At 36.7% G+C, this 14,268-nt stretch carries 14 protein-coding genes; 11 read left to right on the top strand and 3 right to left on the bottom strand.

Annotated features, from left to right (window positions below):
• Positions 1–113 precede the first annotated feature (113 nt).
• Complete coding sequence (locus tag LBYS11_RS17325; RefSeq protein ID WP_103118674.1) at positions 114–1,631, top strand: GGDEF domain-containing protein; 1,518 nt, start codon at positions 114–116, stop codon at positions 1,629–1,631.
• 58 nt (positions 1,632–1,689) lie between these two features.
• Here the strand turns inward: LBYS11_RS17325 and LBYS11_RS17320 are convergent, their stop codons facing one another.
• Both LBYS11_RS17320 and LBYS11_RS17315 read right to left on the bottom strand, forming a co-directional pair.
• The gene (locus LBYS11_RS17320; protein WP_004226066.1) at positions 1,690–2,859 is read right to left on the bottom strand and encodes an MDR family MFS transporter; all 1,170 of its coding nucleotides are present in this window, start codon (positions 2,857–2,859) and stop codon (positions 1,690–1,692) included.
• A 395-nt stretch (positions 2,860–3,254) separates the two neighbouring features.
• Positions 3,255–3,476 (bottom strand): DeoR family transcriptional regulator, encoded by a 222-nt coding sequence (locus LBYS11_RS17315; RefSeq protein WP_004226074.1) that lies wholly within the window; start codon positions 3,474–3,476, stop codon positions 3,255–3,257.
• 357 nt (positions 3,477–3,833) lie between these two features.
• Here LBYS11_RS17315 and pepV point away from each other — a divergent pair, with 357 nt between their 5' ends.
• The 7 genes from pepV (at position 3,834) to LBYS11_RS17280 (ending at position 11,259) form a co-directional block, all read left to right on the top strand.
• On the top strand, positions 3,834–5,240 hold the full coding sequence (gene pepV, locus LBYS11_RS17310; RefSeq protein WP_103118673.1) for a dipeptidase PepV: 1,407 nt from the start codon (positions 3,834–3,836) through the stop codon (positions 5,238–5,240).
• 27 nt (positions 5,241–5,267) lie between these two features.
• Positions 5,268–6,122, top strand: coding sequence for a D-amino-acid transaminase (dat, locus tag LBYS11_RS17305; protein WP_103118672.1), 855 nt, complete (start codon positions 5,268–5,270; stop codon positions 6,120–6,122).
• Positions 6,123–6,345: 223 nt separating this feature from the next.
• Positions 6,346–7,350 carry a nuclease-related domain-containing protein gene (locus LBYS11_RS17300; protein ID WP_054549930.1) on the top strand — a complete coding sequence of 335 codons (1,005 nt, stop codon included), beginning with the start codon at positions 6,346–6,348 and terminating at the stop codon, positions 7,348–7,350.
• A 3-nt stretch (positions 7,351–7,353) separates the two neighbouring features.
• On the top strand, positions 7,354–8,283 hold the full coding sequence (locus LBYS11_RS17295) for a diacylglycerol/lipid kinase family protein (protein WP_103118671.1): 930 nt from the start codon (positions 7,354–7,356) through the stop codon (positions 8,281–8,283).
• Between the two features lie 96 nt (positions 8,284–8,379).
• The gene (gene trmB, locus LBYS11_RS17290; RefSeq protein WP_016991781.1) at positions 8,380–9,030 is read left to right on the top strand and encodes a tRNA (guanosine(46)-N7)-methyltransferase TrmB; all 651 of its coding nucleotides are present in this window, start codon (positions 8,380–8,382) and stop codon (positions 9,028–9,030) included.
• Between the two features lie 11 nt (positions 9,031–9,041).
• Positions 9,042–9,905, top strand: coding sequence for a YtnP family quorum-quenching lactonase (locus LBYS11_RS17285; protein WP_048393489.1), 864 nt, complete (start codon positions 9,042–9,044; stop codon positions 9,903–9,905).
• Between the two features lie 127 nt (positions 9,906–10,032).
• Positions 10,033–11,259 (top strand): carboxylate--amine ligase, encoded by a 1,227-nt coding sequence (locus LBYS11_RS17280; protein ID WP_066037570.1) that lies wholly within the window; start codon positions 10,033–10,035, stop codon positions 11,257–11,259.
• A gap of 217 nt (positions 11,260–11,476) precedes the next feature.
• Here LBYS11_RS17280 and LBYS11_RS17275 read toward each other — a convergent pair whose 3' ends face one another.
• A complete protein-coding gene (locus LBYS11_RS17275; RefSeq protein WP_004226089.1) occupies positions 11,477–11,791 on the bottom strand; it encodes a hypothetical protein in 315 nt (104 codons plus the stop codon).
• A 165-nt stretch (positions 11,792–11,956) separates the two neighbouring features.
• On the opposite strand from LBYS11_RS17275, the gene LBYS11_RS17270 reads away from it, so the two are divergent.
• From LBYS11_RS17270 to LBYS11_RS17260, 3 genes are all read left to right on the top strand, one after another.
• On the top strand, positions 11,957–13,033 hold the full coding sequence (locus tag LBYS11_RS17270; protein ID WP_103118670.1) for a M42 family metallopeptidase: 1,077 nt from the start codon (positions 11,957–11,959) through the stop codon (positions 13,031–13,033).
• A gap of 59 nt (positions 13,034–13,092) precedes the next feature.
• Positions 13,093–13,614, top strand: a complete 522-nt coding sequence (locus LBYS11_RS17265; RefSeq protein WP_103118669.1) for a DUF84 family protein — start codon at positions 13,093–13,095, stop codon at positions 13,612–13,614.
• Positions 13,615–13,708: 94 nt separating this feature from the next.
• Positions 13,709–14,227: a hypothetical protein gene (locus LBYS11_RS17260; RefSeq protein ID WP_048393497.1), complete on the top strand. Its 519-nt coding sequence runs from the start codon at positions 13,709–13,711 to the stop codon at positions 14,225–14,227.
• Positions 14,228–14,268: the final 41 nt, after the last annotated feature.

The following is a 14,268-nucleotide window of genomic DNA, read 5'->3' as shown; positions in this document are numbered from 1 at the left end:
ATGACTGTAACTGTATAATATGAAATGAGTTATTGTGATATAGTCATAGAATGTATCATATTTTGAAATATTCCCCAAAAGACGATGGTATAAAATAAGTAGAGGACAATTAAATGAAGAACCTGCGTATTAAATTATTACTATCTCTAATAGCATTTGCAGTCATACTTGTTGCTGTTATTTCATATGTGAACCGACAAATACTGGTAACAGAGATAGAAAAGCAAGTGAGCATGAATAAAATATTAATTGAAAATCATATTTTGACAGATATGCAAACTGTCGATGATGCCCATTTTTATTTTGATAATAATATTTCAGACAAAATGGAACAGGAGCTTAGACAGCTAAAAAACTATTACCATGAAAACCCTAATGTAGCTACTTGGGATTTGCAGCAAATGAAAAAGAAACATGGTATGGATATTTACATAGTGGATCAATCAAATACAGTAGTTTACACAACTTTTGTCAAAGATATTGGCTTGGATTTCTCGCTTTGCTGTCAACGTTTTTCTGCTTTATTAGATGAACGGCGCGCTAGTGGCGAATTTTTTACAGATGGACTCGATATTTCAACATCAACAGGTGAATATCGGAAATTTGGCTATCTGGCAACACATGATAAGAAATATTTGCTCGAGTTAGGTATAGACCTACTAAATGATCCTGTCTTCCAAACCTTTAATTTTGAGAAAACTGCACAGTACTTAATAGGTAAGTATATTGATTTAGTGGATGTGCAAGCTATTAATGCAGGTGGCGTTTTCTTTAATGATTCGAGATCGAAGAGAATCACTGTACAGGAGCAATCTAAGAAATTTCAAAAATACTTCGAGCTAGCTAAGAAAACAATGGAGCCAGTTGAGTATGAAAAGGCATTAGACAATGGTTATATAGAAACACATCGTTTTCTGCCCTATGAAGCAGAGACAGTGAGAGGGGAGTCATCCAAAAGAATTGTCTATGTGAAATTTATCAATTTCACTAAAATGGAAGCTCTCCAAAAAAATACAAAGCAATTTTGGATCTTACTGTCTATTGCCCTACTAACATCCTTTATTATGCTGTTAGTTATTAATAAAATTTTATCTAAAACAATACACCTAGCTACCTTCGATCCGCTAACTGGTGTCTACAACCGTGCTACATATATTAGGAAAATTGATAATTTATTAAGAAAAAGAAAAATGAATGTGCCAGGTTTATTGTTAATTGATTTAGATAACTTTAAACAAGTAAACGATCAATTTGGTCATGTAGAAGGAGATCATATCCTCATTGAAACAGCGAAAATTTTAAAGCATGTTGTGAAACAAAGTGGCTTTGTTGTACGCTTCGGTGGGGATGAATTTGCCATTGTTTTATACGATACAACAGAGGAACAGATGCAGCACATGGCAGAGGACATTTTGACTCAAATAAGGTCAGTTAGATATGATGGCCAAGCTAGCGAGAAATGGTCTGTGTTGTCTGTGAGCATGGGCGGAGCCATTTATAACCATGCTGAGGATACAGAAAGGAGCTTATTTGAACGGGCCGATAAAGCGCTTTATCAATCAAAAAATGCTGGTAAGGATCAATATTCTAGTTATGCAGAGGTCGCTGCTGACGAGGATTATAATAGTTAAAAAACGCCCCATTCTATCGATAGCATAGTTAGCTATTCTGATAGCAATGGGGCGTTTATTAATGAGCAGCTATTTTTGTTCTATAAAAGATACAACTACATAAAACAAGAACAGCGATGACTGGAAACATAGCGTTCATATAATGAGTCAAGAGCCAACCGCCTATTATTGGGCCAATAAAGCCACCTAAATTTTTAAATTGTGCAGCACCTAAATAGGTTGCCTTTTGAGTATCTGGCGCAATTTCATCAATCATGACATTCATTGTAGGGAAGGCAAAGATTTCACCTATGGTAAAAATAATCATGGCAATGATATAGAGTGTATAATTATTGGAGAATCCAAACATACATAATCCAATAGCAAAGAACAGTACACCTACTAATAATGTTGCTGTAGATGAAAAGCGCTCTGATACTATACTAATAGGTAATTGTAGTAATAACACAACTGCTGCATTGAGAGAGATTAATAACGAATAAAGTTTCGCACCTTCATCAATTTTTAATTCGATAATTTGTGGTAGCGTTGAGTCAAATTGCGAGTAACCAATATTGATTAAAATGGCACCCAATATGAAGCTAAGCAGCACACGATTTGTCAAAAGAATCGTGAATGTACTGAGTATTTTTGTTTGTGTAACCGCTTTGGGTTGCTGCATTTGATAGCGATTTAACACAAAAAATAAAAAGACTGCGTAAATAATATACATCATCCCTGTCAGCATAAAAGGGATACTTGGACTGGATAGCTGTGAGATATACACGCCAATAATTGGACCAATAACCGCTGCAATATTAATGGCTGTATAACGTAAGGAAAATAGTCTTTTTCGTTTATCGGCAGGTGTAAAATCGATCATCAATGCCTGTGTGGAAGGTTCAAAAAATGATCGACAAAGTCCATTCAAAGCATTGAATAGGATAAAAAGCCAAACAGCATGAACTGTTGCGAAGCCAAAGAACACAAGACTCCAAACGATAATTGTTAATAGAATAACGCTTTTTCTACCAAAGCGATCTGTTAAATAACCCCCGAAAAATCCACCTACTGTGGAAATGAGCGGCGCGATACCAATTGTCAATCCAATTTGTAAGGGAGAGGCTTGAATTTCATTATGTAAATAAATAGCTAAAAAAGGCATTGCCATAAAGCTTGCAATACGTGTAAAAATTGTTCCACCTAAAATAATCCAAACTAATGGATGAAACAACTTTGACAAAGTCATATAAAATCCTCCTCTCAACATTTAGAATGTTTCGAGTTTAACGGATTGTTAAGCAACTGTAAATAGTTAAAATAATCTTGAAAGAGCACAGAGCAGATAATGGCGCGCAGATTTATGTTGCTATGCTAAGATGTGAAGCTTAGATTGAAGGGTAAAGGAGCAATGTAAATAATCGTTTTATATAGATGAATGGAAGTAAGATAAAAATCATTGCTTTGCATAGATAGATGACTAAAAAAGTGATGTAAATAATTACTTTACACAGAAAGCAAGCTGGAGAAGTCAGTAAGCAAAGTGGGAAAAAAATCTAAAAATCTTCTAACGACAAAAAAGAATGACCCCGACGAAAGGTCATTCTTTTTCCATACACAATGCTTTACGTACAAAACGTAAAACTAAGACGTTAATTTTACTTTTTTCTTCGTCGTTGTCCATCTGCCTCGACTTGGACTCGTCACCAAATCGTTAAAGGCTAACACGTTCAAATCTCTTTGAACGGTGCGAGGAGTGATACTAAACTCTTCGACTAAATCCTGTGTAGACACGGTTCCTTTGTCTAAAATAAACATGTACACGTCTTTAATACGATTAAGCATTCGATCAGTAGTTGGTTTCATTAAATGAACCACTCCTTCATCTTAATTCTCTTGGCAAAGACTAGCGGACGACAATATGTGCGGAGTGCACTTAGGCTAATAAGTAGCTGCCTTAGACATCCCCTTTTCTAATTTTATAGTCAGAACAATTATTCTGATAACTTTATTATATAGAAAAACTACTTAATTTTCTAGTGAATGCAAGAGAAATTTACAATTTATATATAAAATTTATACTGTATTTTGTGGGAATACGTGAAAAACGTGCTATATATGGTAGTGACAGTAGAAGTTACTGAAAATAGTTGTCAGAAAGCTGATTGTCATATATGTTGTAAGATGTAGAATAATGTTAATACTTTGAAGGAGGTACATGGTATGGATTGGTTACAAGCTGCAAAAGAAAGGCAAGACGAATTAATACAAGAGTTACAGGAGCTTGTGCAAATAAATAGTGTGCTCGATGAGGATACAATAACTACTGAAGTACCTTTTGGAGATGGTCCACTTCAAGCGCTTGAATGGTTACTTGCAAAAGGTCAAAATGAAGGCCTGCTCACGAAAAATGTTAATAATTATGCTGGACATATTGAAATGGGAACTGGTGAAGATTTACTTGGTATTTTATGTCATGTTGATGTTGTCCCAATTGGAGAAGAAGCAGATTGGACTTACCCTCCTTTCAGCGGCACAGTAGCTGATGGTAAATTATTTGCACGTGGTGCGATTGACGATAAAGGGCCTACGATTGCGGCATGGATGGCCATGAAACTTGTGAAAGATGCAGGTATTCCGTTAGAAAAAAGAGTACGAATGATTATTGGTACAGACGAAGAAACAGGATTCCGCTGTGTCGACCACTATTTTAAACAGGAGGAAATGCCGACAATTGGTTTTGCACCAGATGCGGATTTCCCGCTCATCAATGCAGAAAAAGGCATTGCAGAGCTTGTGTTCTCTCAAAATAAAGTGGGTGATGCAACGAAAGAACAACTACTACTATTTAATGCAGGAAAGCGCCCAAATATGGTACCTGATTTTGCAAAAGCAATAATTCAGCACGTAACAGCATCATTCGAACAGAATTTTCAAACATTTTTAAGTAAAAATCAGCTAGAAGGCTCTTTATTAATGGAGGAGTCTCGCTATATAATAACTATCAAAGGTAAAGCAGCCCATGCAATGGAACCAGATAAAGGTATCAATGCAGCTGTTTATCTTGCAGCATTTTTACAACAAGAGTTGACGACAGAAGCAAGTAAACAATTTGTCGACTTTATTGCAGATGTTTTTTATCAGGATCATTATGGTAGTCAGCTCGATCTGCAGTTTGAGGATACAATGTCAGGACAAACAACATTAAATCCAGGGATCGTAAGCTATGATGTCCATAAAGGAGGCAGTTTAGTAATTAGTATGCGCTATTCAGTTTCCTATCCATTCGATGAAAAAATAACAGCAGCACAACGCTTAACGGTAGAAAAAGGGTTTTCTCTAGACATACAAGACGACTCCAAGCCACATTATGTCAGCGAAGATGATCCATTCATTCAGACATTAGCAGCTATCTATAGACGTCAAACGGGAGATACAGAAACACCTTTATTATCAACTGGTGGTGGGACGTATGCACGTGTGATGAAAAAAGGCGTGGCATTTGGCATGCTCTTCCCAGGGGAGCCAGATGTAGCGCATCGAGCGGATGAGTTTGTTGTCGTTGAAAACCTTGTAAAAGCAGCGGCAATTTATGCTGAAGCAATTGTTGAACTTGCAGGAAAAAAATAACTCAAAGACGAAAAGGATGAACAAAACATGGCATATTCATTATGGAATGATCAAATTGTTGAAGAAGGATCCATTGCAGTATCACCAGAAGATAGAGGCTATCAATTTGGTGACGGTATTTATGAAGTAATCAAAGTTTATAACGGAAATATGTTTACAGCACAAGAGCATATTGATCGTTTCTATGCAAGCGCCGAAAAAATTCGTCTTGTTATTCCTTATACAAAAGACGTTTTACACAAATTATTACATGAGCTGATTGAAAAAAATAATCTTGATACAGGGCATGTTTATTTCCAAATTACACGTGGTGCCAATTCACGTAATCACGTTTTCCCAGATGCAAGTGTTCCAGCTGTATTAACGGGTAATGTGAAAGCTGGTGAACGTGCATATGAAAACTTTGAAAAAGGGGTTAAGGCTACGTTTGTAGAGGATATTCGTTGGTTGCGCTGTGATATCAAATCTTTAAACTTACTTGGTGCAGTATTAGCAAAACAAGAGGCAGCTGAAAAGGGCTGCTACGAAGCAATTTTACATCGCGGGGATATCGTAACAGAATGTTCATCAGCAAATGTTTATGGGATTAAAGACGGTAAGCTTTATACACACCCAGCAAATAACTTCATTTTAAACGGTATTACTCGTCAGGTCATTTTAAAATGTGCAGAGGAGATTAGTTTACCTGTAGTTGAAGAACCAATGACAAAAGCTGATTTATTAACAATGGATGAAATTATTGTATCTTCTGTATCTTCAGAAGTTACTCCTGTTATTGATGTGGATGGAAACCAAATCGGTACTGGTGTGCCAGGTGAATGGACGCGTAAATTGCAACAAGCTTTTGAGGCGAAATTACCACTTTCTTTGAATTCAAAATAAAAGAACCGTTTAAGAGAACTATCGATAAGGGTAGTTCTCTTTTTTATGGATGTAATGTTTGGTATCGTCATGTAAAATAAAAAGGATAGTAATGAATAATTTTACAGATTGAAATTTGTAGAATAATTGTCGATGTATTGAATACAATGCCTCTTTTCTACCAAAGCAATCTAGATAAAAAGAGAACTATAGATATGGTGAGTAAGAATGGAGTGACCTTTACATGGCACAATTGGTGAAATTACAAGATTACATTTCACGCTATCAAATTGATTTAGCGAGATACCCAACACAATTTGTGCGCTTGAAGAAAAACCAATGGGAGCGCATTAAGCGACAGTGGGAGTTGGGAGAAGATATTAGCGAGTGGCAACATGTCGACAATGAGGTGGAAGCGGAGGCTTACGAGGAAAAAGAACGTTTTACCTTCATAAAAAAATGGTTTGCTGGACGGCAAAAGGAAACAACAGAGGATGTTGAAGAAGTAGAAATATCAAATGAGCTTGTCAGCGATGAGGATATAATTCCTGAAGAAGAAACGACACTCACATTTGAACCTAAAATTGTGTATGCACCACAATCCATCCATGAGTTGAAACGAATGTTTATTGATCAGTTCTTTCATTTTCAAATGAAATGGGCCAGTTCAACATTACGGGAAAAATCATATGTAGATCCTCGCTTCATGCGTGACTCATTGCTCCGTATGCTATTGCAAACATTGCCAGATAATTATCTATTGTTTTATTATCCAATACTACAAATTAGAAAAGCACCTATAGAGCTAGATGTAGTGTTAATGTCGCCGACAGAGTGTATTTGTATTACGGTCTTAGAGGCTGAAAATCAAGCTGTATATGTAGGTGGCAGTGATCGCTTCTGGATTAAAAAAGTAGGGACGAAGGATTCTAAAGTTTTGAATCCAACGATTAACTTAGGGCGGATGGAATCAGTCCTGTCGCAATTATTTAAACAAGAGGATATTGATATGCCCATCCGTAAGGTTGTGCTATCTCGTAATGGGTATTTTGATTATCCTGGTTCACCATTTGGGGTACGCTTTGTTGATCGTCGAAATTACCATGAATGGATAGAGCATTTAAGAAAAGTTTCCTCTCCTATGAAGCATATGCAAATCCGAGCTGCACAGACAATTTTAAATACGGTCCAAACCACCTCCTTTAACCGAGATATATGGCAGCAAGCATCTCAGCCAACAGAGGAATGATGTATGAACGTTCTATTTATTGTCAATGAGGCCGCTGGGAATGGAAAAGGAAAAAAAGTTTGGCTCCAACTTCAAGAGCAACTAACGATTTCCTATCAAGTGGCTTTTACTGAATATGCAGGACATGGACAGGAAATCGCTCAACAATGGGTACACCAGCAACAAGAGAAGAAATTGCTTGTCGTTGTTGGTGGTGATGGCACCATTCATGAAGTAGTTAGTGGTGTTATACATAATAAATACATCATAATTGGTGTAGTTCGTGCTGGCTCTGGTAATGACTTTGCACGTTATTTTCATACCTTTTCCAATGCCCAGCAAATCGAGGATTATGTAAAGACTACCTTGGCTAATGTAAGAATGGATGCAGGGATCGTTCAGATTGATAATCAACGAAAAGAAATATTTGTTAATAATGCTGGCATAGGCTTCGATGCCTTTGTGACAAAATCAATTAACACTTCTCGTCTTAAGTTTTATCTCAATAAGATTGGATTAGGGAAACTTTCGTATGCTGTCGCTGTAATTAGAGGGTTATTTCGCTTTGAACGCTTTGACATAACGATACGTTCAGAGGGACAGGAATGGCAATTTCAGCAGACGTGGTTTGTGGCGATGAGTAATCAACCTTATTTTGGAGGCGGCATGAAAATATCACCTGCCGCAAAAGCAGATGATGGGCAAGTGGATATCACAATTGTACATGGTATTTCTCGTATCAAATTATTACTGGTATTTGTCACTGTGTTTTTTGAAAAACATACAAAATTTAAGGAAGTTACTTTTTTACAAGGGCAGGTCTTTGATCTTATCGTAGCAGATAAGGTTGACTGCCATACGGATGGTAATTATATTGGCATTGTCAATCAAGAGACCAATATCCACTGTACAATACAACAAAATGCTTGGCAGGTTATTGTTAAGGATTCATAAAAATATCATTGTGCAATAATTTCATGCGAATTATAAGGGAATACGTTATACTATAAAAAAATCAATAATTTCACAAGAAAGAAATGAGGAACAACATTGAGATTAAGAAATAAGCCTTGGGCAGAGGAAATGATTACAGATCACCCAGAGGTGATTATTCCAAATCCTGAAGACTTTAAAGGAAATTGGCAGGCTGTTTTCGGCAATGACAACCCTATTCATATTGAAGTAGGGTCTGGAAAAGGACAATTTGTGACCGGTATGGCTTTGCAAAATCCAACAATCAATTATATTGGCATTGAACTTTACGATAGTGTCATTGTTTGTGCACTAGAAAAAGTGCTAGAGGCAAAATCTCCAGCGAATTTACGTTTACTAAAAGTAAATGGCGCAGATTTATATAAATTCTTTGACAAAAACGATGTATCACGTGTATACCTGAATTTCTCAGATCCTTGGCCAAAAACACGACATGCAAAAAGACGTTTAACGCACGGGGATTTTTTGAAATTATATGAGTCGATTTTAGTGGATAATGGGGAAGTCCATTTTAAAACGGATAACCGAGGTCTTTTCGAGTATTCTTTAATCAGTATGTCTGAATATGGGATGTTATTAAAGTATGTATCTCTCGACCTGCATGCAAATATGCCAGAGGATAATGTGATGACAGAATATGAAGAGAAGTTTTCTGCGAAGGGGCAGCCGATTTATCGCTTAGAATCGCAATTTATCACTAAATTGTAGGGGGAATATGGATGGATCAGTTACAGTTTCACAATATGTCATTATCATGGCTAAACGGGGGTGTTACGTGCCTAGATGGTGGTGCGATGTTTGGTGTTGTACCAAAGCCTCTTTGGTCCCGCAAATATCCAGTCAATGAAAAAAACCAAATTGAATTACCAACAGAACCTATTCTTATTCAATTTGGGGGCAAAAACTACCTTATTGATACGGGGGTTGGCTTTAACAAATTAAATGAAAAGCAGCTACGAAACTTTGGTGTAACAGAAGAATCTTCGTTAGCTGATAGCTTACAAGAGTTAGGATTAACGACAGCAGATATTGATGCAGTGTTAATGACGCATTTACATTTTGATCACGCTGGAGGGTTAACGCAGTGGGAAGGGGATGTACTTGTACCAACTTTCCCAAATGCCAAGATTTTTGTAACGAAAATTGAATGGGATGAAATGCGTAACCCCAATATCCGTTCTAAAAATACTTATTGGAAAGAAAATTGGGAGCCAGTTCAGCATTTAGTTGAAACCTATGAAGAGTCATTGGAAGTAGTACCTGGAATCGAAATGCTTCATACTGGTGGTCATAGTGAGGGACATGCTGTCATCAAGCTAACGCAAAATGATGAAGTGTTATTGCATATGGCAGATATTATGCCGACTCATGCTCATCAAAATCCATTATGGGTATTAGCCTATGACGATTATCCAATGACAAGTGTATTTGCAAAAGAGCGACTGATGAAAGAAGCCCTTGCAAATAACTATGGCTTTATTTTCTATCACGATGCTTATTACCGTATGATTCGATGGGATGAGTCAGGCAAAGAGATTGTGGATAAACTAGAGCGTAGTAGACAAGCTGTTATTACATTTTAATCGAGCAAGCAAAGGCGAGGTATTTGGCATATAAAATGTCAATACCTCGCGTTTTTGTTCGTGAACAGGATAGAAAATATGATACACTTAACACGATACTAAAATACAAAAGAGAGTTGAAATAAACATGGCAACTGAACAACCATTTTTACCCGTTTTACTTGGATCAGATATGAATGCATATGGTATGGCACGTGCGTTTTATGAAGCATATGGTATTAAACCACTTGTTTTAGGACGTTCTCATTTAACAGCAACACAAGATAGCCATATCCTACAATTTCAAGAAATAGACCGTTTAAATGAACAAGATGTTTTTGCACCTGCCCTTGCAGAAGTTGCAAAAAAATATGCTGATAAAAAACTATTACTTTTAGCATGTGGAGACGATTATGCCAAGCTGATCATCAAAAATAAGCCAGCATTACAAGAGCATTTTACCGTACCTTATATCGACGAATCGTTGATGGATGAAATTTTATTGAAAGAAAATTTCTATAAAATGTGTGATCAATATAATTTTAAATATCCAGGTACAACAACGGTGACAGCTGACAACTATGAAAACTTTACACCACCATTTGCTTACCCTATCATTTTAAAGGCTTCCAACTCTGTAGAATATTGGGCTTGTAAATTCCCTGGGAAGAAAAAAGTATTTGTTGCACATGATGAAGCGGAAAAAACGGCTATATTAAAAGCTATTTATAGCTCTACTTATCAGGATACAATGATTATTCAAGAATTTATTCCTGGGGACGATTCCTATATGCGCGTGTTAAATGCCTATGTAGGAAAGGATGGGAAAGTGAAGCTGATGTGTCTAGGTAACCCTATTCTAGAAGAACATTCTCCTGAAGGAATCGGAAGTTATGCAGCCATCGTGACAACCTATGATAAAGAATTAATGGATCAAGTACGTTTCTTCCTAGAGGACATTGGCTATACAGGTTTTGCGAATTTTGATATGAAATATGATATTCGAGACAAGCAATATAAACTTTTTGAAATCAATTTACGTAATGGGCGTTCTAGCTATTATGTAACAGCAAGTGGGCATAATTTAATGAAGTATGTTGCGGATGACCATATGTTAAATATCGAGCAAGAAGTCACATATGTGCAGGACAAGCATTTATGGATGATTATTCCTAAAGGTGTATTATTCAAATATGCATCGAATGAAAAGCTCAAACTAGAAGCAAAAAAATTAATTAGTGAGGGTAAATACACAAATTCTCTTTACTTTAACGAGGATATGAATGCGAAGCGTTGGGTGAAACTAACACTCAATAATTTAAATTATTACCGTAAGTATAAAAAGTACTTTAATAATAAAGGTTTATCCGAATAACATAGAGAAGCCATCTTCATTTTATGAGATGGCTTCTTATGTTGTTGAATTAGATATTATGAGTAGCAGAAAAGGCCCTTTAGCAAGGTGAGGGGTTGATTTCCGTTCCGCCAGCGCATTGGAAATCTCTTTTCACCTTTCACAAAAATGTTTTGTTTTTTAACATTATAAGAAGCCATCTTCAATTTATGAGATGGCTTCTATTGTATATACATAATTAAACTTCTGTTAGTTCCACGACAACACCAGAGCGTGCATCGGCTGCAAATTCGAATGTCTGCATCTCACCTTCATGCATACGCGAGATCCCCCCACGATATACTGGGATGGTAATAATACCGTTTGTAAAATCTTCAGTTTTCATAAAAATCCAAGAACCATCAATCGGTGAATCCTTTTTAAATTCTCTTTTTATGTTTTCAAGTACTTGTCCTGCAGGTACGAACGGAGAAACTTTTTCACTAGCTTCTTTAATAATGACTGCGGCAGCTAAGCCAGTTGCGACACCAATTAAAAAATCACGTAATTTCATACTTTTTTCCTCCTTTTTCTATACCTTTATTTTAGCATAGCCTATAGAGTGAATGCACGTTCACAATTAAGCGGATTGAGGAAATGTATCAATATTTCGAATTCGGAAATAATTGTGTTACAATAGGCAAGGAAGAATATTCTACTTCGTGGGGAGAGAGTCATCATGAATGAGGAAACATTACAATTATTTAAAACATTAACAGAATTACCAGGCGCTCCGGGTAATGAACACGCAGTACGCGCGTTCATGCGTTCTGAGTTAGAAAAGTACTCGGATGAAATCGTTCAAGATAATTTGGGGGGTATTTTTGGTGTTAAGCACAGTGATGTTACGGATGCACCGAAAATATTAGTTGCTGGTCATATGGATGAGGTAGCATTTATGGTTACTTCTATCACAGATAATGGAATGATCCGTTTTCAAACATTGGGCGGCTGGTGGAACCAGGTTATGCTTGCACAGCGTGTAGAAGTATATACGAAAAATGGGGTAATTCCTGGTGTAGTTTCATCCATCCCACCCCATTTATTAACAGATGCAGAACGAGCGAAGCCAATGGATATAAAAAATATGCTTATCGATGTTGGTGCTGATAATAAAGAAGATGCTATGTCTATGGGTGTTCGTCCTGGACAATCCATCATACCAATTTGTCCATTCACACCAATGGCTAATCCGAAGAAAATTATGGCTAAAGCTTGGGATAACCGCTATGGCTGTGGTCTAGCGATTGAACTAATGAAAGAAGTACAGCACGAAAAATTAGGTTCACATTTATACTCAGGTGCAAATGTAATGGAAGAGGTTGGCTTGCGCGGTGCACAAGTATCAGCAAACATGATTAAACCAGATTTATTCTTTGCACTAGATGCTTCTCCTGCCAATGATATGTCAGGTGAAAAAAGTCAATTTGGACAGCTCGGCAAAGGTACTTTACTTCGTATTTTAGATCGTACAATGGTAACACATCGTGGTATGCGTGAATTCATTTTAGATACGGCTGAATCCAATCATATCCCTTATCAATACTTTGTCTCCCAAGGTGGAACAGATGCTGGTCGAGTGCATACGGCAAACGATGGCGTTCCAAGTGCAGTTATTGGTGTATGCTCACGTTATATTCATACATCAGCGTCAATTATTCACATTGATGATTATGCAGCTGCCAAAGCTTTAATTGTTGAATTAGTGAAAAAAGCAGATCGTTCGACATTAGAGTCAATTCACGCTAATGTATAAGAAGCTAGGAAGATGCCTTTTAAAGGCATCTTTTTCTATGGAAAGAAAGTGGGGATTAAATGAAAATAGCAATTGGCACAACCAATAAGGCCAAAACAGAAGCAGTTGAAGTAATTGTTCGCAAATACTTTGAGGATTCTCTCTTTACTCATGTCAAAGCTGCTTCTGAAGTATCAGATCAACCGATAAGTAATGAAGAAACTAGATTAGGGGCAATGAATCGTGCTAAAAACGCCTTGATTTTAACGGATGCAGAATTATCATTTGGCTTAGAAGGTGGCGTAACTGAAATCGATGATGACATGTATGTTTGTAACTGGGGTGCATTAACTGTGTCAGACGGAACAATGTTTACAGCTGCTGGCGCACAAATTATTCTGCCAAAAGAAATTGCCCAGGAAATAAGAACTGGTGGAGAACTTGGACCGATTATGGAGCAATATACAAAGCGTCGAGATATTCGTCAAGGCGCAGGTGCTGTAGGTATTTTTACGCAAGGTTTAGTTAGTAGACAGATGATGTTTGAGCATATTGTCTCGCTTTTAGTTGGTCAATATTTGTTCACATTTTTACAAAAATAGTTAAAAAGAATTAGTGGTGAGAGGATAGTTAGGTTGCATCTTATGATTAATTTTTTTAAAATAGAAAAAAGTTAGTAGTGAAAGGAAGAGAGACATGTTATTTTCATGGCTAAGAGCAATTGGCCTAATGCTTATACTTCTTGTCCTTTCTGGCTGCAATCAATCTATTGATGATCAAATTGCTAATGGGCTCCAATTAACGGAGAAGGTTTTTGCTGAAGAGCCAGAAGAACATACAGTAGAAATTGGGGATATCAAATTATACTTACCTTCAAACTTTAAAATTGAAGACAGTTCAGATGCTTATAATATTGTGATTTCAAAAGGCAAAGAAAGCTACATTCTTTTTATCAATGATCGTGAAGCACAAGACAGTAAACTTTATTATAATCTTTTAAAAGAAAATGAAGCGGACAAAATTATCGAGGAATCGACTTTTGATAAGGATGGTCGTTTTGGCTTCACAGCGGTTCTAAAAACGGACGAAGAAAATGAAATGGAGCTCATTGTTAGTAGTGGTGGTGTGAAGATGACAACCATTTCAAAAGCAAAACAAATTGAAAATAATTTGCGTGAGATGACGAAAATCGTTCATTCGGTTAAGATGAAGTAAATAGAAGGAATGAACAGAACGGTTCACAAACATGTGAGCCG

Origin of the sequence: Lysinibacillus sp. YS11 (assembly GCF_002896375.1) — a bacterium.
In the GTDB taxonomy this organism is placed as follows: Bacteria; Bacillota; Bacilli; order Bacillales_A; family Planococcaceae; genus Lysinibacillus; species Lysinibacillus capsici.
Note: the sequence above shows the minus strand (reverse complement) of the source record. Positions and strands in the feature narration are given on the sequence as shown.